We start from the raw sequence: 19930 nt of genomic DNA, 5'->3' as shown, positions 1-19930 counted from the left end.
AAATCACCTAACCTGACGAACAACATCAATAACAGAACCGTCCCTATATTCAACAACTGCAACTATTTTATCTTCAAATTCAATTTTTTCAGGAATGCCTGTTAGTTTTTCAGCCATCACCTTTAATTCTTCTATTGTGTAAATAGGAAGATTAGAATCCTTTAATCTTTCTAAAAGGTCAGTTCTTCTTGGATTAATAGCAATTCCCCTTTCGGTTACAACAGCATCGATTGTCTCCCCTGGGGTTGTTACAGTTGTAACTTTATCCACGATAATTGGAAGCCTTGCTTTTGTAAGCTGGGTTACAACGATTGACAATTTTGATCCTGCAGCAGTGTCGGAATGCCCTCCAGAACCTCCCATTATTATTCCATTTGACCCTGTTGTAACATTTACATTAAAGTCGGTATCGATTTCCGTTGCGCCAAGAATCATAACATCAAGGTTGTTTACAACAGCCCCTTTATTGTGGGGATTTCCATACATGGAAGCAGACATTCCCTGATGAGCTCTGTTGTTTTTATAGGACTCAACAGCCTTTAAATCAAAGCACTGCACATCAAATAATGCCTTGAATAATCCTTCTTCAAACATCTCGACGATGTATCCTGTTATTCCTCCTGCTGCAAAGCTTCCTTTTATATTTTTCCTTTTCATTATATCCTTTACATAGGCAGCAACTGCAAGGGATGTTCCTCCTGCTCCAGTTTGGAATGAAAATCCATCCTTTAAAAGCCCAGACTCGTCAATTAATTGTGCTGCAAGCTTTGCAATTTTAAGGCCTACAGGATCCTTTGTAATCCTTGTAGTTCCTGAAACAATCCCCTTAGGATCCCCTATTTCATCGACTTTAACTATATAATCCACATATTCTTGGCTTATTTCAATTGGGCATGCAGGATAATCAACTAAATTATCGGTAACTGCAACGACCTTATCGGCATACATAGCATCTGGAATAGCATATCCTAGGCTTCCACAGGCTGATTTTCCTTCAACTCCGTTTATATTTCCATAGGTATCGCAGGTTGGTGCTGCAATAAAGGCTATATCTATATGTAAATCCCCGCCCTCTATCGCCCTTGCCCTTCCTCCATGGGTGTGCATTATAGCGGGATATTTTAAAAGCCCCTTTGATACCGCCTCAGCAACAGGCCCTGACATATAATTTGCGTAAATCCTGGTTACAACACCGTTTTTTATATGTTCAACCAATGGTGCATGGCAGGGAAATATAGAACTTGCAGCAACTGTTATGTCCTTTACACCAAGCTTTGCAATCTCCTCCAAAACCATATTTAAAACATAATCGCCGTTTCTTAAATGATGATGGAATGATACCGTCATCCCATCCTTTATATCGCATTTTAAAAGGGCTTCCTTTATTGAAGATAAAATCTTGTTTTCTCCTGGCTTTACGCTCTTTAGCTTGGTAGAAACCTTTCTTACTTCACCATAATTTGCATAAGCTCCCATAAAGGGTTTTACTTTTCCGTAGCCTTCGATATATTCAGGAATCTCCCTTTTTACTGCATTGATCATGCTATCACCCCTTTATAAGGCCTATTGCCTTTGCCTTTTCTATTATATTTTTTGCCCTTTGAAGGATTGGAGCATCCACCATCTTGCCATCAAGGGAAAATACTCCTTTCCCTTCCCTTTGTGCTTCTTCATAGGCTGAAATTACCCTCTTTGCCCAGTCGATATCATCCTTGCTTGGCGAAAATACTTCGTTGATAATATCGATCTGCCTTGGATTGATTGCAGCCTTCCCCGTCATTCCAATAAGTTTTGCCTTTTCTGAGTCTTTCCTTAAACCCTCAAAATCATTTACATCTGTAAAGGGTGTATCTATTGCATCAACCTTTAGAGCTTTACAAACTGAAACAACCTTGCTTCTTGCATAGAAAATTTCTTCCCCTTCTTTAGTTCTTTTAATCTCCATATCCGCCGTCAAATCCTCTGCACCTAAAAGAACTGCAGCAACCCTTTTCGAAGATTTAACGATATTAAAAACATCCTCAAGGCCAATTGCAGTTTCAATAAGTGGAATAATTTTAATACTTCCTAATTTAAAGCCCTCTTCCCTTTCAATTGTAGATAAAAGTTCGTCAACCTCTTCAATTGCTTCTTCAGTAGCCTTTGGAATGATAAGAGCATCCGGCTTTACCCTTGCAATAACATCAATATCGTCGTATCCAAAGTTAGTCCCAATGGAATTAATCCTAACTACCCTCTCGCAGCCTGAAAAATCTATTTCCAATAAGGCATTTCTTACTAAATATCTTGCAGAATCCTTCTCATCGATGCTAACCGCATCCTCAAGGTCAAGAATAATGCTGTCAGCACCAAGAACTGGAGCATTCTGTATCATGGAAGGATTATTTCCTGGAATAAAAAGCATACTTCTTCTCATGAGTGCCAGCCTCCTGACATTTTGACTTTTTGACATTTCCATAATTTTACTCCAAGGCTCTTTTTATAGCAGTCTCGGCCCTTGCCTTTATTGTATAATCAAGGGCTCCCCTGTCCTTTGCCACAACAAGGGCGTTTTCCACCTCAAGCTCCTTTAAAGTATCCATGATGACCTTTTCAATCTGTTTTCCAAATTGCTTTAATACAATACTGTCAAGCTGAATTTCATTTCCCTTATCATTTGGATAAACCATTATGTAAATATCGTTAGACTCCATAGTCCCTGCCTTTGCAGGCTTTACTATTTTCATAGCACCCCTCCTATTTTAAGCTGCTTAGGTATTCTCTTTGACCTATTTCATAATAATTATTTCCTTCACTGTCTATAACTACAACAAGGGGTAAATCTTCAACATAGAGCCTTCTTATAGCCTCTGCTCCTAAATCCTCATAGGCAATCAATGTGGATTCTTTTACGCATTTTGCTGTTAAGGCAGCAGCACCACCAATTGCTGCAAAATATACCGCACAATTTTTCTTTATAGATTCTATAACCTCACCTGCTCTTTTTCCCTTGCCTATCATCCCCTTAAGTCCCTTATCTAAAAGGGCTGGTGTATATGGGTCCATTCTGTAGCTTGTAGTTGGTCCTGCAGAACCTATAGGCTGGCCTTCCTTTGCTGGAGTTGGACCAACGTAGTATATAATCTGCCCCTTTATATCAAAGGGAAGCTCTTTTCCATCTTTTATTAGCTCTACTAATCTTTTATGGGCTGCATCCCTTGCAGTATATACATAACCCGTCAAAAGAACGCTGTCCCCTGCCTTAAGGCTTTTTATTATATCATCAGTAAGAGGTGTAGTAATCCTAATCATCTTATCCCCCCTATAATACTTTTTCTGCATGCCTTGTTGCATGACAGCTTATATTAACTGCAACTGGAAGTCCTGCAATATGAGTTGCAAAGGTTTCTATGTTTACAGCAAGGGCAGTTGTTCTTCCCCCAAATCCCTGTGGTCCAATTCCAAGATCGTTAATTAAATTTAAAAGTTCCTCCTCAAGTTTTGCATAGAATGGATTTTCATTCCTTTTATCGATGGGCCTTAAAAGAGCCTTTTTTGCAAGGTATGCCGACAATTCAAAGGTTCCTCCAATTCCAACGCCAACTATAATTGGTGGGCAAGGATTAGGTCCTGCCTCCTTTACAACCTTTAATACAAAGTCTTTAACTCCTTCTACCCCATCGGCAGGCTTTAGCATTTTTATCTGGCTCATGTTTTCGCTTCCAAATCCCTTAGGAACTACAGTTATTTTAAGTTTATCCCCAGGAACTATATTAGTCCAAATAACAGCAGGTGTGTTGTCCTTTGTGTTTTCCCTATCTATTGGATCTTTTACCACCGATTTTCTTAAATAGCCTTCTATATATCCTCTTCTTACGCCTTCATTTACAGCATCATTTAAATTTCCACCGACAATATGAACATCCTGACCAATTTCAAGAAAGACTACCGTCATTCCTGTATCCTGACATATCGGCATATTTTCATTTTTTGCAATTTCAGCATTTTTAATCAAAATATCCATAATATCCTTTGCAAGCTTAAAACTTTCTTCATCCCTGGACTTTAAAAAGGCATTTTTAATATCTTCGTTCAAATAATAATTAGCTTCTATGCATAAATCCCTAACAGCACTTATAATTTCATTTACATGAATTTCCTTCATTATATCACCCCACAATAAAGTGCCTGGCACTTAACAAATAAGTGCCTGGCACTAATGTTTAAGATTTTTTGATGCTTATTTATTCAATGCTTTGTTTATTCTTTCCCTGTTCTTTGATAAAGTTAATACCCTTTGCATTTCGTTGTAAACTATCATAAATCCTTCATCAACGCCCATACCTGGCTTTGCAAGACATTGATCTGCATCGCAGGCAATTGCAATATTAGTTAAAACCTGAGCGGATCTATCTGTTTCGTTGCAGGTTCCTCCACAGTATGCGCCAACCCCATGCTTTTTGCAGTAGAGTATTGCTTCTGCAACATTGTTTATTCCACCAAGGTCAGGAGTCTTTATCTGAATCATGTCTGCTGCACCTTCATCAACGAAAAGCTTGATATCCTCCCAAGTGTTGCACCATTCATCTGCAACGATTTCTACTCCAATTCCCTTTTGTTTTAAAAGATTTCTAAGTTTCTTTAATGCCTCAAGCTGTCCTTCTCTGTTTTCAACATCCATAGGTCCTTCAATCCTTAGTTTAAATGGATGAGCAACCTTTTCTAGTTCTCCTAAGTAATTTGCCATTCTTTCATAGTCCATGTTAAATGCAATTCCTATTGTTCCATAAACGTCTATATGAAGGACAGGATTATATTCTTCTGTTGTTCTAAGTTTCAATATTCTATCCCTTAGCCATGCAACGTATTCCTTTAAAAGCTCTCCCTTTTCCCCAAGCTTTTCTTTAACATTATTTATAAGCCCGTGGGGTAGAACATCTGCACCCTTTAAAATCATCTTATCAACATTGATGTATCTGTCATCCCCAGATTGTGTAAATATAGGTATCTTTTTAAATTCAACACCTGTGTTATATTCCTCCCTGATAACCTCTGCCATAGTAAGTCCTTTTGCCTTTGCAACTGCATCTAATATCGCCTGAGTTACACCATATCTTATTGCCGTATGAAGCCTTTTTCCGTCGATTTCCATATTGTCAATTTCCTCTGCCATTTCCTTAAAGGTTGTAATTTCCCTGCCGATTAACTTTGGTGAAATATACTTTTCAATAACAGGAATAAACTCCTCAGCAAGGAATAGAGGATCCCTTCCACCAGCTCCTGAATATTGAACTGCGGCACAGTCTCCATAAGCAACCTGACCATCCTCAAGAATTAGCATAACTGAAATAGATTCTCCAGCCATTCTTATTGTCTTAAAGCCTTCAGTTACAGGCTCTCCAATATAAACAAATCCATCGTGGGGTGCTCCCTTTTTTATCGCCCTTTGATCATCGAAGAAAAACCCAGTTCTTCCTGCGGATAATAAAACGTCTACTATTTTCATAATTTTTCCTCCTTAAAGTTAATATATCACATATTTGGTCTTCCAACTAAAAATCCTTTTCCAACCGCATAAATATCATCAACAACCATTTGGAATCCAACTTCTCTTTTTTCTACCTTTGCTCTTTCCTCTAATTGTTTTCTGTGGAAATCCTTAATTTCCTGTGTAAATGGAATATTGCCAAATTCTAATATTCTCACAGCGCCATTGTTGTCTCTTGCAGGTAGTATCCTTCCTGCATTATATTTGCTTGGTGCAAATGGAATGTCTAAAATTCCCATTTCAAATGCTTTAACAACGCCTTGTGCTAAATCTCCCTTTCCTACTTCAAATACTTTATCGATTATGCACTTTGTTTCCATCTTAATTAGCTTGATTTCCTCTTCAAGCTCCTTTGACATTGGAAGTCTTTGTCCTCTTAAAAGATTTAACGTCTGCTTTGTAGCTTTAATACCCTGTGCGTTTGCCTCCTTAGTTGGAATTCCAACAGCTTCATGAGGAGTTTTTACGATAACCTTAGTCGCACCTGCAAGGGCTGCTGTTGCAGAACCCCATGAAATAACTCCAAAGGCCTTTGCTTCATCCTGTGGGAATCCACCCATCCATTGATGGAATACTGTTGTCAAGTATACATCATATCCATACATCTTAAAATACTCGTTTGCCTGCTCTTCTAATGCCTTCATAGCAGCAACGTCCTGAACTAAATTACCGCACTGTCCATATCCTAACGTAATATTTTTAACTCCCTGTTCTGCAGCAAGAAGCCCTTCAATTATTGCAACTGCGTTTGAAATGCTTGGTGGAACCAATGTCCCAGTTAAAGGTCCAAAGGGTTCTCTATTTATTGAAATTCCCATTTCTTCATAAAGTCCAACTAATCTATCGCAATATTGCCAGTCAAGTAAAGACTTTTCAAGGCTAACGCTTTTTGCATAAGGTATATTATATGAAATTCCTCCACCTTCATTGGAAGTCCATCCTGCTGCATGGATTATCTCTGATAAAAGTCTTGCATCAGGAGTTCCATGCCTTGCCTGAAGTGGAAGGTCAACTGCCTCAAACACCCTTTTACATCCTTCAACGCCATGGTTTACAGCAGGGAAACCGTTTAGCATTGAACGACCTGCTTTTCTACTTTCTTCAAGCCCTATTTCACACTCATTGTATCTATTTTGTCTTGTGTAACTGTCTATTGTTGAAGGTAAAAGGTCCGCCTCACCAACATCCTGTAAGTATTTTAAAAGATTAATATGGTCTTCAATTAATGCAACTCCTGCCCTTGGCTGAGCTAGAGTTATTCCTTCTTCCTTTGCCTTTTTTAACTTTGCAGGAAAACTTTTATGCTCTGGAACCTTCTTAAGGTATTCAGCAGCCTTTTCAAGATCCACATCCTTTCCTGTTGGCCAGTGGTTTAAAACCTCCTGTCTTACTTTAAAAAATTCCTCTTCAGTCCACTTTTTATTTTTAAGTTCCATAAAATAAACCTCCTCAAGCCTTCACAATATATTTTTTCATAATTCTTATCGCCTTATCAGGATATTTTTCCGCCAAAAGCCCCATGGCTGATAAAATATACTCCTTATCAACTAAAATCTCTGGATTCATTGGTTTTAAATAATTTGGAGTATCAGGGTTAAATTTTCCTGCAGAAAGTATCTTCTTTGGATTTCTGCTGTGAACGATAACTCCCCCTGTGCCAATTAGGTATCTTACATTTAAAAGGTCCTTCCCAACTTGGGAATATATTATTCCCATTGGCGTATATACGCTTTCAATTAATCCAACATGCCTTTCCGTCGCCATTTCTGTTGCAACCATTCCGAGGGCCTCATCAAACTCTATATCCTCTTCTTCCTTTGGAATAAAATTTACATTAGCCTGTAGGAATTTGCATCTTTCCTCAACATCATACTTGGTATTAGGCACGAACTTTTTAATCCTTCTAGTTCCTGCAGCCTCCCAAAGGGATACTGCACTAACCCTCATTCCAAGGTCCCCTTCAACCGTCCTCTTTGCATATGGCTCCTGAAGCCCTCTTAATGTAACTCCTGCCTTTGAAGGCTCACCACTTGAGATGGAGTGAACGTCTGTTGTGGCACCACCTATATCGACAATAATTAGTTCTCCTATTCCTTCCTCTTTATCCGTTCCATCTGCTAAAATCCTTGCTGCCTTTAAAACCGCAGCAGGAGTTGGCATCAAAATACCGCTTATAAATTCCTCTGCTCTTTTCATTCCCTTTGCTTCAACTATCTTTTCCATAAAAATTTCCCTAATAACTTCCCTTGCTGGTTCAACGTTTATTTGATTGAGCCTTGGCATAACGTTTTCGGTTATCTTGTGGTAAACGTGGGCATCGTTTAAAATATCATCGATCTCATCCTGTGCATTTTTATTCCCAGCAACAACTATGGGAACATCCTTTATGTATTGTGCAATAAGTTTTGCATTGTGAAGTATACAATCTTTATTTCCTCCATCAGTCCCTCCAGCAAGGAGGATGATGTCGGGTTTTTTCTTTACTATCTCCTCCATCTCGTGCTTTGTAAGCTCGTAGCTGTAAACACCAAGGATTCTGGCACCAGCCCCAAGGGCAGCCCTTTTAGCTGCTTCAGCAGTAAGCTCAGGAACTAGTCCAATTGCAATCATTTTAAGTCCACCTGCTGCTGATGAGCAGGCCAGTTTTTCAACAAAATTAACCTGTGATAGGTCTATTTTTTCCTTCAATTTTTCAAAGGCATTATTAAAGCCTATCATAATATCCGTCTGAACCGTTGTTAAATCCTTTGCTGTTGCAAGTATTTCTTCATTTTCAAGATCAACTGCAGTAAGCTTAGTATAAGTGCTTCCAAAATCTATTAAAAGTGCCGCATCCATAAAACCACCTAATCCTCTATCCCAAGATCATGCTTAAGATCCTTAATTCCAACCTCAGGTGATGTTCCTGGTGGGTATACTCTATTAAATCCCATTTCTTTAAACCTTTTTTCAACGTCGCTCCATTCCTGCTTTCCAACAACTAAGTTTCCACCTGCGTATAATAAAATATTTTTTAGCCCTGCCTCATCGCATTTTTCCCTTAAACCTCTGCAGTCTATTTCCCCGTGGCCATAAAGGGATGATACTAAGATAGCATCTGCATTAGTTTCAATTGCAGCGCTAATGAATTCTTCTTGAGAACACATAACGCCTATATTAACAACATTAAATCCAGCATCTGAAAATGCCCTTTCAAGAATTTTATTTCCTACAGCATGGCAGTCAGCGCCAATAACGCCTAAAACAACAGTTTTACCCATATTTATCCTCCTTAAAGAATATTTTTTGATTCTATTATCTTTGACATAATAGCCTTGACAGACCCTTGATCAAGGGAATAATCAAAGCTTATTATTTCTTTATTATGTGCAATTTTTGAAACATCCTCACGTCTTCCTGGGGAAACTATTATAACGTCCGATGTGTCGACGATTTCCTTAACTTCCTCTGCCTTTTTGCTTGTGGATGCACGAATGTCAACAGCATCGAGGCCTGCTGATGTCAAAGCAGTTTTAACCTTAAAGGCAAACTCATTGGAAAGACATAAAAGGGCATACTTCGTCCCTTTTGGATATCGTGCAATCCTTACAATGGCCTCAAGGCAGGGATTAATTGCAACTCCAAATACTTCCTTATTAAGATCCGATGTTAATGTCTTTACCTCGTTGACGTGATTAAAGGTTGCTATGATAAGATGTGCATCCTTAAGCAGTTTTTCCGTTTTTTCATCCCTTTCCTTAAGGTGTGCTATGGTAAGTGGATTTACGTTCATTTTAGTATAAAAGGATAATTCTTTTGCAAACTCCCTTGCCTGTTCTATATTGCACTCTACAAATACAGCGTTTATATTCTTTAATAGTTCTTCCTTTTCGTTTATTCTTTCCTGAACTAATGCCAAGAATTCCTTTGGATTAAGCCCAAGTTCCAAAGCCTCTTCAAGGCCTAAATCGATTATTCTAAATAGCTTTTCCTTAACATTTTGCTGCTTCCAAGTGTTTCCTTCTTCTGCAACAAAGGTTCCTTTTCCTTGATAGGAAACAAGAACCCCTTCGCTTTCAAGAAGGTTATAGGCAGCACTTATCGTATTTCTGCTGGTATTTAATATTTTTGCAAGCTCCCTTTCCGTTGGCATCTTGTCCCCTATTTTAAGATTCCCATTTTTAATTTCATTCATTATTTGATTTTTAACTTGTATATAAATAGGAACCGAACTTTTTTTATCAATGGATATATTCATAATTCCACCCCATTGGTCCATTTAAAAATTGGCTTAATCCATTATTATTTTATCACAATATATCTCAAATTGTTAATTTACTCTTTATCATATTTTCTGAAATTTTTTGATTAAAAAACTTTATCAATTATTTTCTACATTATTTGCAGCTAATCTTGCAATTTCATAAAAAAATAACGCCCCTTTAGGCGTTATTTTTAAAAAGTATCAATTTTTCATCCACAGTCCACCTTTTATATATTTCCGTTTTAAACTTTGTTTCTATGCTTTCAAATATTACTTTGTTATTTTTTCTATCCATCAACATTTTTATTTCCTTTAATGTTTCAATATCTTCATAGGTAGATATATCATCTGTTAACAAAATGCCTTTTAATATTAATTCTAAATCGTTTTTTAAAACCTTATCAATAGCACTTTTTAATTTATCTCCATTTATAAAGGGTTTATGAAAATAATCGTATTCTAAAATAATACCCGAAAGCCCAAGTCCCTTAAGGTCCTTTAATATTCTAAAATATATATCTAAATTACCCCAAAAACCATTTGTAATAACATACTTTTTTATATCTATGTCCTTTACTTTCTTTAAATACCTAAAAAGCATTGAAGGATTTAAAAATACTTCTCCACCTTCAATTATTATGTAATTATTGTATCCTTCCTCAATAGCTTCTAAAACCCTATCTTCAAATTCATCCTGGTTCATAAATCCCCTTTTATAGGGTGCACATCTAAATTTACAGTGGTGGCATAAGAAATTGCATTGGTAAGTTACTATTATCCTAACGCCCTTCATAAAACCACCATTAAAGAGCTTCATAAATATCTGAAAATTCTATGTTTATTTTTTCAACTAACGCATTTACATCGTTGCATCCTTCACAGGAATTCTCAACCAATCTTAAAGGGATTTCAATAAAAAATTTTGTTCCTTTTCCCTTTTTGCTTTCTATCCAAATACTACCGCCGTGCATCTCAACTAATCTTTTAACAAGGGAAAGTCCAAGGCCTGTTCCTTCGTTTTCTTTATAATTCTTTTTAAGCTGTTTAAACTTATTAAATGCCTCCTCAACTTCCTTCTTAGTCATTCCTACTCCATTATCCTGGACTATAATTTGAACTTTACTTCCTAAATCGTTAATCTTAATCCTTATCCTTCCTCCATAGTGGGTAAATTTAATGGAATTAGAGAGCAGATTTAGCATAATCCTTTCCATCTTATCGGGATCAAAGGCAAGTAACTTTTCGGAAACGTTTGAACAAAAGTGAACTTCAATTCCCTTTGTAGAAGCATAGTCCTTTACAGAACTTGTGATGTTCTTAATAAGGCTAACTATGTCCAAGTTTACTAAATGGATATTAAAAAGATCCGCCTCGATTTTAGTGACATCAAGAACATTATTTACAAGCCTTATAAGTCTATAGCTGTTTTGCTTTAAGACCTTCAAATATCTTTTTATTATCGTATTGTCTTGATATAGTTTACCGCTTGCTTCATAAAGTTCTAATATCTGAAGAGAACTTAAGATTATATTTAAGGGCGTTTTAAGATCATGAAAAATACTATTAAATGTATCTAAAAGCTCATAAGGACAATTTTCGCTTAAACAATCAACCCCCTGCTGCCTTCTGCATGTGTATTTATCCCTTAACCCATCCATCTCCATCACCCGTTTATTTAGTTTTACAATTATATTATTCTACAAAAATTTCAAATTTCCTTTTATTACTAATTAAAATGTGAATTTTTTATTAAAAATTTATTTGTAACCATTTAATTTGATTTTGCATAGGCTATATTAGAAAACCTAATGAAAGCGAGGGTGGATAGATGGATTATGGTAGCTTACTTTCAACTTTGAACTTTGATGGTAGAAGCGATAACTTGTTAACAACTTTAATTATACTTGGGATAATATTCTTCTTTGGTAAGGATCAAGGTGGATTTGGCTTTGGATGTGGATGTAGACATGACGACTGCTGCTGTAAGCATAAGCATAAACACCACAAACATCGCTGCTGCCGCTGCTGCTGTGGTAAAAATGATGACAGCTTCTTTATAATCCTTTTGATTGCTTTAGTTCTTCTTTTAAGCCAAAACCCAAAGGATGATAAATGCTAAAAATTAAATTTAAGGAGGGATATATATGTCAAAGAAATGTGGCTGCTACAAGGGATCAGACTTTTATAATTTACTTGCCCTACTTTTAATAATCTTACAATTTGGTAAAAGACCAGACCACAGTGGAAGCCATCATGATGGAGGAGACCTTCTTGACAACAGCTTGTTATTCGTAATCTCACTCTTCTTAATCGTTTGCGGCTGCTGTGGCTTCAAGAGAGGATGCACTGCTGATTAACTAGGTATGGGCAGAGCAAAACTATCAAGTTCTTGATGGTTTTGCTCTGTCCATATAACTAATTTAAGGAGGGAACAAAATGTCTCACGAGAGAAAGGACAAAAAGGATATGTCAGATGAGTTTAAAAACATTCCAGATTTATTGCCTGAAGAATTTAATTTAGAAAACTTTTTATCCCGTGTTGATCAAGAGAAGATATTTCAACTAATTAATACCATCAGTCAAAATTTAAATAAAAGGGATAAAAGGATAGAAGTTTTATCCATGTTAAAGGAATTCCTACCAGAAGAAAGATGCAAAATAGTTGACATGTTTATTACAGCATTAGGTGGAAAGGTTAACTAGTCAAAGTAATATTATGATATTTCATAATTAAAAGTCCAACGACGGAAACCAAATTAAACAAAAAATGATTGAAAACAGCCGCTTTATATCCAAACTTATCATACAGATAGCAATTAAACACTCCTACCATAAAAAAGGATACAGCCCCTGCAATATTATAGTGTAAAAGCATAAAAAGAAGGCTTGTAAATATAGCTGAAAATGTTTTGTTAATCTTTGCAAGATTTCTATAAAAAATATGCCTGAATATGAATTCTTCTAAAATTGGAGCTGCAATCACGGTCATTAAGGAAAGATAAATCACTGATAGCCAAGGTTTTTCTAAAAATAGCTTCATTACCTCCTGTGGCTGAGGTTTAAGCCCAAATTTCATAAGCAAGGCAACATAAATCCCGTTAACTATTGTAACCGCTATTCTAAAAACTATTGAAATGCCAATTAAATAAGGAATCTTTTCCCTAATTGGTCTAAAATAATAAAGTTCCCCTTCATCACCTTGATTTTTTATAAAATAAAGGGTTATCAAAACAGCAAAAAAAGGGACAATGTTCTGGGTATAGGTTACTGCAACAATATAAGGAATAAATGCTAAAATCCAAATCATCCTTCTTGCCCTTCTATTTCTAAATCTTTTTATCATTGAAAACCAGGGCGGCAAACTCAAAAGCAATAAAATCGATAAGTATTGGATAATTCTTATTATTTTACCATCAAGCATATAATCTCTCCTTTTAAAAGAGGCATGCAGTGTGCATGCCTATAAATTTTCTTCAAATACCTTCCAAAGCTCCTCTTTTCCTATTTTTTTTAATGATGAGAAAGGAATAAAATAATCTTGATCTGTTAGCTGCAATTCTCTTTTTAACATATTTATATTCTTAATAAGCTCACTTCTTGACAATTTATCGATTTTAGTTGCAATGACTACAAGTTTCTTGCCGCTATGTCTTATAAAATTTAGCATCAACTTATCGTCCTCAGTTGGTGCATGCCTTGAATCCACTAAAAGTGCGATTAATTTTAACTCTTCTCTTCCGTTTAAATAATCCTCAATCATCTTTCCCCATTTTTTCTTTTCTTCCTTAGAAACCTTTGCATATCCATATCCTGGTAGATCAACAAGATAAAAGGAATCGTTTATATTAAAAAAATTTATAGTCCTTGTTTTTCCTGGGGAACTACTCGTCCTTGCCAATGATTTTATATTCACCAGTGTATTGATTAATGATGATTTACCTACATTAGAACGGCCTGCAAGGGCAATTTCAGGCCGGCCAGTATTAGGATACTGATAAGGAAAGACTGCAACCTTTTCAAGTTCTGCCTTTTTTATCTTCATTTTTCTTCACCCTTTACAAAAGCATTTTCTAAAACTTCTTCGATTCTTTCAACAAATATAAAGTTAATCTTTTTTCTTATATTTTCAGGAACCTTTTCAATATCCCTTTTGTTTTCTAAAGGCAGAATTATATTTCTTATTCCTGCCCTATAGGCTGCAAGGGATTTTTCTTTTACACCGCCTATTGCAAGAACTCTTCCCGTTAGAGTGATTTCTCCCGTCATTGCAATATCGCTTCTTACTGGCTTTTTAGAAAGGGCTGAAACCATAGCTGTAACCATCGTAATTCCTGCCGAAGGTCCATCCTTTGGAACTGCTCCCTCTGGAACATGAATATGAAGGTCTGTTGATTCATAAAACTTTGGATCAATTCCAAACTTTTCGGCATTTCCTCTAATAAAGCTAAATCCTGCCCTTGCAGATTCCTTCATAACATCTCCAAGTTGGCCGGTAAGCTCTAAGTTTCCCTTTCCTGGCATCGGCATAACTTCAACAGGAAGGGTATCGCCACCATAAGGTGTCCAGGCAAGCCCCATTGCAACTCCAATTTGATCCTTCCTATCCCTTTCATCCTGTTTAAACTTTGGAATTCCAAGGTATTTTTCAAGGTTTTGTGAAGTTATCTTCACCTTTTTATCCGGCTTCTTAACAACCTCTATAGCAACCTTTCTGCAGATTGATCCTATCTTTCTTTCAAGGTTTCTGACACCAGATTCCCTTGTATAAAGATTAATAATATCCTTTATAACGCCTTCGGATATTGATATATTTTCCTCTTTAAGGCCGTTTTCCTTTATCTGCCTTGGAAGAAGGTATCTGCTGCAAATCTTCACCTTTTCCTCATCAGTATATCCTGATATTTCAATTACTTCCATTCTGTCAAGAAGTGGTCTTGGAATAGTATCTATAGTATTTGCTGTTGTTATAAATAAAACCTTAGAAAGATCAAAGGAAAGCTCAATATAATGGTCTCTAAAACTGTGATTTTGCTCAGCATCTAAAACCTCCAAAAGGGCATCAGCAGGATCCCCTCTAAAATCTGAACTTAATTTATCTATTTCATCCAATAGGAACACAGGATTTTTAGAACCTGCCTGCTTCATTCCGTAAATTATTCTTCCTGGAATTGCCCCGATGTAAGTTCTTCTATGCCCTCTAATCTCTGCCTCATCCCTAACTCCACCTAATGAGATCCTTACAAAATTTCTATTTAAAGCATTGGCAATTGACCTTGCAATAGAAGTTTTTCCAACTCCGGGTGGCCCAACAAGACAAAGGATTGGACCCTTCATGCTCTTATTTAGTTTTCTTACAGCTAAAAATTCCAAAATCCTTTCCTTAACCTCTTCAAGGCCATAATGTTCCTTTTCTAAAACCTCTCTTACCTTTTCAAGATCCTGTGTATCCTTAGTTTCCTTCGCCCAAGGGAGCTCCACTATCCAATCAAGATAAGTCCTAATAACTCCGCTCTCAGGAGAATTAGGCCCTATTCTATCCAATCTTTTTAATTCGTAGGCTGCCTTTTCCTTTGCTTCTTTTGGGAGCTTTGCCTTTTCAATCTTTTTCTTATATTCCTCTATCTCCTCCTGTATTCCATCCCTATCTCCAAGTTCCTCTTGAATTACCTTTAGCTGTTCCCTTAGATAGTATTCCTTTTGCATCTTGTCTATTTTTCTTTTTACCTTCATTCCTATCCTTTTTTCTATCTTTAAAATGTCTATTTCCCTTGCAAGTATCTCAAGGAGCTTTCTTAACCTTTCAACTGGATCAATTGCCTCTAAAAGTTCCTGCCTTTTATCCTGCTTTATTGCAAGATAAGAAGTTATTATATCGGCAAGTTTTCCAGGCTCATCAATATCCTCGACGGTATCTAATATCTCATCTGGAATAGTGTTATTCTGATTAACATACTCCTCAAAGGCCTTAATTGCCTGCCTCATTAAAGCTTCGACTTCTGCAGTTTTTTCAACTATTTCCTCTTTAAATATTTTTATTTTAGCAGCAAAAAATGGTTCTTTTTGAGTTAATTCTTCTATTTCCGCCCTATGTAATCCTTCAACTAAAACTCTTATATTATCTCCAGGAAGTTTTAAGATCTGCTTTATTTTAGACACTGTTCCTATTTTATATATATCATCTATTTCAGGGTCTTCAACTTTAGGATCTCTTTGGGTGACTAAGAAAATTAGTTGATCCTTAACCATCGCCTCTTCAAGGGCTAAAATCGACTTTTGCCTTCCAACATCAAAGTGAAGAACCATATGGGGGAATATACTAACACCCCTTAAGGCAATAAGAGGCAGAAGGTTCTCCTTTAATTCCTCCATCTATATCAACTCCCTTCAATATGAGTATTTCCCATTTAGACTAATATATTATACCTTAATTATCCATATATTTTCAACACGGATATTATAACAATTGGCACCCTAAGGGTGCCAATTATGCTGTGCTCTTTTTAAGAAGAGTCCTCTTATCTACAAGGGCCTCACACAAAACCTCCTCTATCCTCTCAACCGGAATAATCTCTATGTCCATTTCCTTAAAGTTCTCCTGATAATTTTCCTTTGGAATCAAAACCTTTTTTGCACCGGCCTTTCTTGCAGCTTCAATTTTTGCAAGGATTCCTCCAACTGGTTTTACAAATCCCCTGATTGAAACCTCACCAGTCATCGCAACTTCATTATCAACCGGAATTTCAGTTATAGCACTATATATCGCAGTTGTTATTGTAACCCCTGCAGAGGGACCATCGATTGGCATTCCACCAGGGAAATTTACATGTATATCATAGTCCCTCGTATCTATATCTAAGTATTGCCTTAAAACCGTTAAAACGTTTTCAACGGATCCCTTTGATGTGCTTTTCCTTCTAAGTTTTCTTCCAAAGGTTCCGGTTTCCTCTTCATCTATAATACCTGTTATAGTTAATTTTCCACTTCCCTTTTCAACCTTAATAGCTGTAGCTTCAACTTCTAGTAAAACTCCAAGATTTGCACCAACCACCGCAAGGCCATTAACGCATCCTACCTGAGGTTCCTTTGTAATCTTCTTATCCGGTCTTGGGCTATAGTGTCCGCTTTCTATAACGTATTCAACATCATTTACCGTTATATTCCATCTTTTTTCATTAATTGCAATTCCACCTGCAATCTGCACTATGTTAACGGCTTCCCTACCGTTTGTAGCATACTTTGCAACCGTCGATACAGCATCCTCATCTATTGTAAATCCGCCCTTCTTTGCCGCATTCCTTGCAATAATTTCGATCTCGTCTGGTGTTAGAGCCCTAAAAAATATTTCAACGCATCTTGATCTTATAGCGGGGGGGATTTCCTCTGGACTTCTTGTTGTTGCACCTACAAGTCTAAAATCTGCCGGAAGCCCATTTTCAAATATATCCTTAATGTGGGTTGGTATATTGGGATCCTCTGAAGAATAATAGACGCTATCCAAAAATACCTTTCTATCCTCTAAAACCTTCAAAAGCTTATTCATCTGAATTGGATGGAGCTCCCCGATTTCATCTAAAAATAGTATTCCTCCATGGGCCTTAGTGACAGCTCCGGGCTTTGGCTGAGGTATCCCTGCAACCCCTAAGGGCCCTGCCCCCTGATAGATAGGATCATGGACAGAACCTATTAAGGGATCCGCAATACCTCTATCATCAAATCTTACCGTTGCTGCATCAACTTCTATAAACTTTGCGTTGCTCTTAAAGGGGGAAATAGGATTTTTCTTGGCCTCCTCCAAAACAAGTCTTGCTGCAGCGGTCTTGCCTACACCAGGTGGCCCATAAATTATAACATGCTGAGGATTGGGTCCGCAAAGGGCTGCCTTGAGTGCTTTAATTCCCATCTCCTGACCTATGATTTCGTCAAAGGATGAAGGTCTTGTTTTTTCAGAAAGCGGCTCAGTAAGGCTTATAGATCTTAACTTGTTCAACTTTTCTAATTCCTTTTTACTTTCCTTTTCAATGTAAACCTTTGTGCTCTGCTGTCCCTTTAAAAGGTTATAAAAGTAAATGGCAATTATGGCTGTAAATATTAAATTTAAAATCACCAAAAACTGACTTGCAATCATAATTTCCCCTCCCTTTCTATTTCAAACTTATTATTTCCCTTTTAAAGCTCATTATTCAGGGAGGAGAAATAAAAAGAGGCTTAAAGAAGCCTCACGATACGCTCTGTGTCTTTAATTTAGCCCTTTTTGCGCTTTGAGAAGATTTTTTCTTTTTTAATGATTCGCCAATTATAAGCTTTGGAGGCTGTTTATTAACAACCGTATCCAAAGTGATTATACATTTTGCAACATCTTCCCTTGATGGAATTTCAAACATAACATCCATCATAAGCTCTTCCATTATCGCCCTTAAACCTCTTGCCCCTGTCTTTCTCTTTAGCGCTTCATCTGCGATAGCTTCAAGGGCTTCCCTTTCGAATTCTAATTCTACACCGTCCATTTCAAAGAGCTTAGCATATTGCTTTGTAAGGGCATTTTTAGGTTCAGTTAAAATGTTTATAAGAGCATCCTTATCAAGCTGATTTAAAGTAACTACAATAGGAACTCTTCCTACGAATTCCGGTATCATACCAAATTTTAAAAGATCTTCAGGAAGTATATGCTTTAGAATTTCTCCTACATTTCTTTCATTTTTGCTCTTTATTTCAGCACCAAAACCTATTGAATTTTTGTGAAGCCTCTTTTCTATAATTTTGTCAATTCCTTCGAAGGCTCCCCCACATATAAACAGAATATTTGTAGTATCTATCTGTAAAAATTCCTGATGAGGATGTTTTCTGCCACCCTGAGGAGGAACATTAGCAACTGTTCCTTCTAATATTTTTAAAAGTGCCTGTTGAACACCTTCCCCTGAAACATCCCTTGTTATTGAAGGATTTTCAGATTTTCTTGCAATCTTATCGATCTCGTCTATATAAATAATTCCCTTTTCTGCCCTTTCAATATCATAATCAGCATTTTGAATAAGCCTTAATAGTATGTTTTCAACGTCTTCTCCAACATAACCTGCCTCAGTCAACGTTGTAGCATCAGCTATTGCAAAGGGAACATTAAGCATCTTTGCAAGTGTTTGGGCAAGCAAAGTCTTCCCTGAACCTGTAGGTCCTAAAAGAAGTATATTGCTTTTTTGAAGTTCAACATCATCTCTTCTGCTCTTTGGTGCATTTATTCTTTTATAGTGATTGTAAACCGCAACTGCAAGTGCCTTTTTAGCTTCATCCTGACCAACTACATATTGATCAAGATATTCCTTTATTTCCTTTGGTTTTGGAAGATCTCCTGTTTCATAATCCTGTTCGTATTCTAATTCTTCAGTTATAATTTCAGAACAAAGTTCAATGCACTCATCGCATATATATACACCAGGACCTGCGATAAGCCTTTTAACTTGGTCCTGAGGTTTTCCACAGAAGGAACATTTTAATTTCTTTTCATCTAGTTTTGACATTGTGACACCCCACAATTATTTAGTAATTTTCTTGGTAATAACATCGTCTATAAGACCATATTCCTTTGCTTCAAGTGCTGTCATAAAGTTGTCTCTGTCTGTATCCTTTTCAATTCTTTCTATTGGCTGACCTGTTCTTTCGCTTAAAATTTCATTTAACCTTTTCTTTAACTTTAATATATGCTCCGCATGAATTGCTATATCTGTTGCCTGACCCCTTGCCCCACCAAGTGGTTGATGTATCATTATTTCGCTGTTAGGTAGAGCAAATCTTTTTCCCTTAGCACCAGCAGCTAAAAGAACCGCCGCCATCGAAGCTGCCATACCAACGCATATAGTTGAAACATCCGGCTTTATATATTGCATAGTATCATAAATAGCAAGACCTGCTGATATAACTCCTCCAGGGCTGTTTATATAAAGATATATATCCTTATCTGGATCCTCCGATTCTAAGAATAAAAGCTGTGCAATAACAAGGTTTGCAGTTTGATCGTTTATTTCATCCCCAAGGAAAATAATTCTTTCCTTTAAAAGTCTTGAATAAATATCGTAGGATCTTTCACCCCTTGCGGTTTGTTCAACAACTATTGGAACCAAACTCATAACTATCCCTCCTTTAATTTAAGTTAAAGCAATTGCCAAAAA

General features: G+C 36.7%; 21 protein-coding genes. 3 read left to right on the top strand and 18 right to left on the bottom strand.

What is annotated here, in order from left to right:
- Positions 1-3: 3 nt before the first annotated feature.
- The 12 genes from citF to Q3V94_RS08930 all read right to left on the bottom strand — a co-directional run bounded on the left by citF (position 4) and on the right by Q3V94_RS08930 (position 11428).
- Positions 4-1542, bottom strand: a complete 1539-nt coding sequence (gene citF, locus Q3V94_RS08985; RefSeq protein WP_303526984.1) for a citrate lyase subunit alpha — start codon at positions 1540-1542, stop codon at positions 4-6.
- A 4-nt stretch (positions 1543-1546) separates the two neighbouring features.
- The gene (locus tag Q3V94_RS08980; protein ID WP_303526982.1) at positions 1547-2416 is read right to left on the bottom strand and encodes a CoA ester lyase; all 870 of its coding nucleotides are present in this window, start codon (positions 2414-2416) and stop codon (positions 1547-1549) included.
- Positions 2417-2462: 46 nt separating this feature from the next.
- The gene (gene citD / locus Q3V94_RS08975; protein WP_303526981.1) at positions 2463-2726 is read right to left on the bottom strand and encodes a citrate lyase acyl carrier protein; all 264 of its coding nucleotides are present in this window, start codon (positions 2724-2726) and stop codon (positions 2463-2465) included.
- Positions 2727-2736: 10 nt separating this feature from the next.
- Positions 2737-3291, bottom strand: coding sequence for a Fe-S-containing hydro-lyase (locus Q3V94_RS08970; protein WP_303526978.1), 555 nt, complete (start codon positions 3289-3291; stop codon positions 2737-2739).
- 10 nt (positions 3292-3301) lie between these two features.
- Entirely contained in the window at positions 3302-4144 is an 843-nt protein-coding gene (locus Q3V94_RS08965) for a fumarate hydratase (protein ID WP_274766156.1), read from the bottom strand.
- Between the two features lie 75 nt (positions 4145-4219).
- Entirely contained in the window at positions 4220-5485 is a 1266-nt protein-coding gene (locus Q3V94_RS08960; RefSeq protein WP_303526976.1) for a methylaspartate ammonia-lyase, read from the bottom strand.
- A 26-nt stretch (positions 5486-5511) separates the two neighbouring features.
- Positions 5512-6963, bottom strand: coding sequence for a methylaspartate mutase subunit E (locus tag Q3V94_RS08955; RefSeq protein ID WP_303526973.1), 1452 nt, complete (start codon positions 6961-6963; stop codon positions 5512-5514).
- Positions 6964-6976: 13 nt separating this feature from the next.
- Positions 6977-8365 (bottom strand): methylaspartate mutase accessory protein GlmL, encoded by a 1389-nt coding sequence (gene glmL, locus Q3V94_RS08950; protein WP_303526972.1) that lies wholly within the window; start codon positions 8363-8365, stop codon positions 6977-6979.
- 8 nt (positions 8366-8373) lie between these two features.
- Complete coding sequence (gene glmS, locus Q3V94_RS08945) at positions 8374-8787, bottom strand: methylaspartate mutase subunit S (protein WP_274766157.1); 414 nt, start codon at positions 8785-8787, stop codon at positions 8374-8376.
- Positions 8788-8798: 11 nt separating this feature from the next.
- Complete coding sequence (locus tag Q3V94_RS08940) at positions 8799-9764, bottom strand: GntR family transcriptional regulator (protein WP_303526971.1); 966 nt, start codon at positions 9762-9764, stop codon at positions 8799-8801.
- A 184-nt stretch (positions 9765-9948) separates the two neighbouring features.
- Positions 9949-10563, bottom strand: a complete 615-nt coding sequence (locus Q3V94_RS08935) for a radical SAM protein (protein ID WP_303526968.1) — start codon at positions 10561-10563, stop codon at positions 9949-9951.
- A 10-nt stretch (positions 10564-10573) separates the two neighbouring features.
- The gene (locus Q3V94_RS08930) at positions 10574-11428 is read right to left on the bottom strand and encodes a sensor histidine kinase KdpD (RefSeq protein ID WP_303526966.1); all 855 of its coding nucleotides are present in this window, start codon (positions 11426-11428) and stop codon (positions 10574-10576) included.
- A 170-nt stretch (positions 11429-11598) separates the two neighbouring features.
- Between Q3V94_RS08930 and Q3V94_RS08925 the strand changes: the two genes are divergently transcribed.
- The 3 genes from Q3V94_RS08925 to Q3V94_RS08915 all read left to right on the top strand — a co-directional run bounded on the left by Q3V94_RS08925 (position 11599) and on the right by Q3V94_RS08915 (position 12473).
- Positions 11599-11889: a hypothetical protein gene (locus Q3V94_RS08925; RefSeq protein WP_303526963.1), complete on the top strand. Its 291-nt coding sequence runs from the start codon at positions 11599-11601 to the stop codon at positions 11887-11889.
- A 25-nt stretch (positions 11890-11914) separates the two neighbouring features.
- On the top strand, positions 11915-12127 hold the full coding sequence (locus Q3V94_RS08920; protein ID WP_008909147.1) for a hypothetical protein: 213 nt from the start codon (positions 11915-11917) through the stop codon (positions 12125-12127).
- Between the two features lie 79 nt (positions 12128-12206).
- On the top strand, positions 12207-12473 hold the full coding sequence (locus Q3V94_RS08915) for a hypothetical protein (RefSeq protein WP_303526960.1): 267 nt from the start codon (positions 12207-12209) through the stop codon (positions 12471-12473).
- Here Q3V94_RS08915 and Q3V94_RS08910 read toward each other — a convergent pair.
- From Q3V94_RS08910 to clpP, 6 genes are all read right to left on the bottom strand, one after another.
- Entirely contained in the window at positions 12466-13191 is a 726-nt protein-coding gene (locus Q3V94_RS08910; RefSeq protein WP_303526958.1) for a CPBP family intramembrane glutamic endopeptidase, read from the bottom strand. The two genes, Q3V94_RS08915 and Q3V94_RS08910, sit on opposite strands and share 8 nt — an antisense overlap.
- Positions 13192-13230: 39 nt before the next feature.
- Positions 13231-13812 (bottom strand): ribosome biogenesis GTP-binding protein YihA/YsxC, encoded by a 582-nt coding sequence (yihA, locus tag Q3V94_RS08905; protein ID WP_008909144.1) that lies wholly within the window; start codon positions 13810-13812, stop codon positions 13231-13233.
- Entirely contained in the window at positions 13809-16139 is a 2331-nt protein-coding gene (gene lon, locus Q3V94_RS08900; protein WP_303526955.1) for an endopeptidase La, read from the bottom strand. The genes yihA and lon overlap by 4 nt, the downstream gene beginning before the upstream one ends.
- Before the next feature lie 115 nt (positions 16140-16254).
- Complete coding sequence (gene lonB / locus Q3V94_RS08895; RefSeq protein WP_008909142.1) at positions 16255-17895, bottom strand: ATP-dependent protease LonB; 1641 nt, start codon at positions 17893-17895, stop codon at positions 16255-16257.
- Between the two features lie 91 nt (positions 17896-17986).
- Positions 17987-19282, bottom strand: a complete 1296-nt coding sequence (gene clpX, locus Q3V94_RS08890; RefSeq protein ID WP_008909141.1) for an ATP-dependent Clp protease ATP-binding subunit ClpX — start codon at positions 19280-19282, stop codon at positions 17987-17989.
- A gap of 15 nt (positions 19283-19297) precedes the next feature.
- Positions 19298-19888, bottom strand: coding sequence for an ATP-dependent Clp endopeptidase proteolytic subunit ClpP (gene clpP / locus Q3V94_RS08885; RefSeq protein ID WP_008909140.1), 591 nt, complete (start codon positions 19886-19888; stop codon positions 19298-19300).
- Between the last annotated feature and the right edge of the window lie 42 nt (positions 19889-19930).

The organism is Caloramator sp. CAR-1 (assembly GCF_030546345.1).
Classification (GTDB): Bacteria; Bacillota; Clostridia; order Clostridiales; family Caloramatoraceae; genus Caloramator; species Caloramator australicus.
Note: the sequence above shows the minus strand (reverse complement) of the source record. Positions and strands in the feature narration are given on the sequence as shown.

Excerpts from the sequence above, each read along its gene's own strand:
- citF (WP_303526984.1), bottom strand. The coding sequence starts at position 1,542 with ATGATCAATGCAGTAAAAAGGGAGATTCCTGAATATATCGAAGGCTAC.
- Q3V94_RS08980 (WP_303526982.1), bottom strand. The coding sequence starts at position 2,416 with ATGAGAAGAAGTATGCTTTTTATTCCAGGAAATAATCCTTCCATGATA.
- citD (WP_303526981.1), bottom strand. The coding sequence starts at position 2,726 with ATGAAAATAGTAAAGCCTGCAAAGGCAGGGACTATGGAGTCTAACGAT.
- Q3V94_RS08970 (WP_303526978.1), bottom strand. The coding sequence starts at position 3,291 with ATGATTAGGATTACTACACCTCTTACTGATGATATAATAAAAAGCCTT.
- Q3V94_RS08965 (WP_274766156.1), bottom strand. The coding sequence starts at position 4,144 with ATGAAGGAAATTCATGTAAATGAAATTATAAGTGCTGTTAGGGATTTA.
- Q3V94_RS08960 (WP_303526976.1), bottom strand. The coding sequence starts at position 5,485 with ATGAAAATAGTAGACGTTTTATTATCCGCAGGAAGAACTGGGTTTTTC.
- Q3V94_RS08955 (WP_303526973.1), bottom strand. The coding sequence starts at position 6,963 with ATGGAACTTAAAAATAAAAAGTGGACTGAAGAGGAATTTTTTAAAGTA.
- glmL (WP_303526972.1), bottom strand. The coding sequence starts at position 8,365 with ATGGATGCGGCACTTTTAATAGATTTTGGAAGCACTTATACTAAGCTT.
- glmS (WP_274766157.1), bottom strand. The coding sequence starts at position 8,787 with ATGGGTAAAACTGTTGTTTTAGGCGTTATTGGCGCTGACTGCCATGCT.
- Q3V94_RS08940 (WP_303526971.1), bottom strand. The coding sequence starts at position 9,764 with ATGAATATATCCATTGATAAAAAAAGTTCGGTTCCTATTTATATACAA.
- Q3V94_RS08935 (WP_303526968.1), bottom strand. The coding sequence starts at position 10,563 with ATGAAGGGCGTTAGGATAATAGTAACTTACCAATGCAATTTCTTATGC.
- Q3V94_RS08930 (WP_303526966.1), bottom strand. The coding sequence starts at position 11,428 with ATGGATGGGTTAAGGGATAAATACACATGCAGAAGGCAGCAGGGGGTT.
- Q3V94_RS08925 (WP_303526963.1), top strand. The coding sequence starts at position 11,599 with ATGGATTATGGTAGCTTACTTTCAACTTTGAACTTTGATGGTAGAAGC.
- Q3V94_RS08920 (WP_008909147.1), top strand. The coding sequence starts at position 11,915 with ATGTCAAAGAAATGTGGCTGCTACAAGGGATCAGACTTTTATAATTTA.
- Q3V94_RS08915 (WP_303526960.1), top strand. The coding sequence starts at position 12,207 with ATGTCTCACGAGAGAAAGGACAAAAAGGATATGTCAGATGAGTTTAAA.
- Q3V94_RS08910 (WP_303526958.1), bottom strand. The coding sequence starts at position 13,191 with ATGCTTGATGGTAAAATAATAAGAATTATCCAATACTTATCGATTTTA.
- yihA (WP_008909144.1), bottom strand. The coding sequence starts at position 13,812 with ATGAAGATAAAAAAGGCAGAACTTGAAAAGGTTGCAGTCTTTCCTTAT.
- lon (WP_303526955.1), bottom strand. The coding sequence starts at position 16,139 with ATGGAGGAATTAAAGGAGAACCTTCTGCCTCTTATTGCCTTAAGGGGT.
- lonB (WP_008909142.1), bottom strand. The coding sequence starts at position 17,895 with ATGATTGCAAGTCAGTTTTTGGTGATTTTAAATTTAATATTTACAGCC.
- clpX (WP_008909141.1), bottom strand. The coding sequence starts at position 19,282 with ATGTCAAAACTAGATGAAAAGAAATTAAAATGTTCCTTCTGTGGAAAA.
- clpP (WP_008909140.1), bottom strand. The coding sequence starts at position 19,888 with ATGAGTTTGGTTCCAATAGTTGTTGAACAAACCGCAAGGGGTGAAAGA.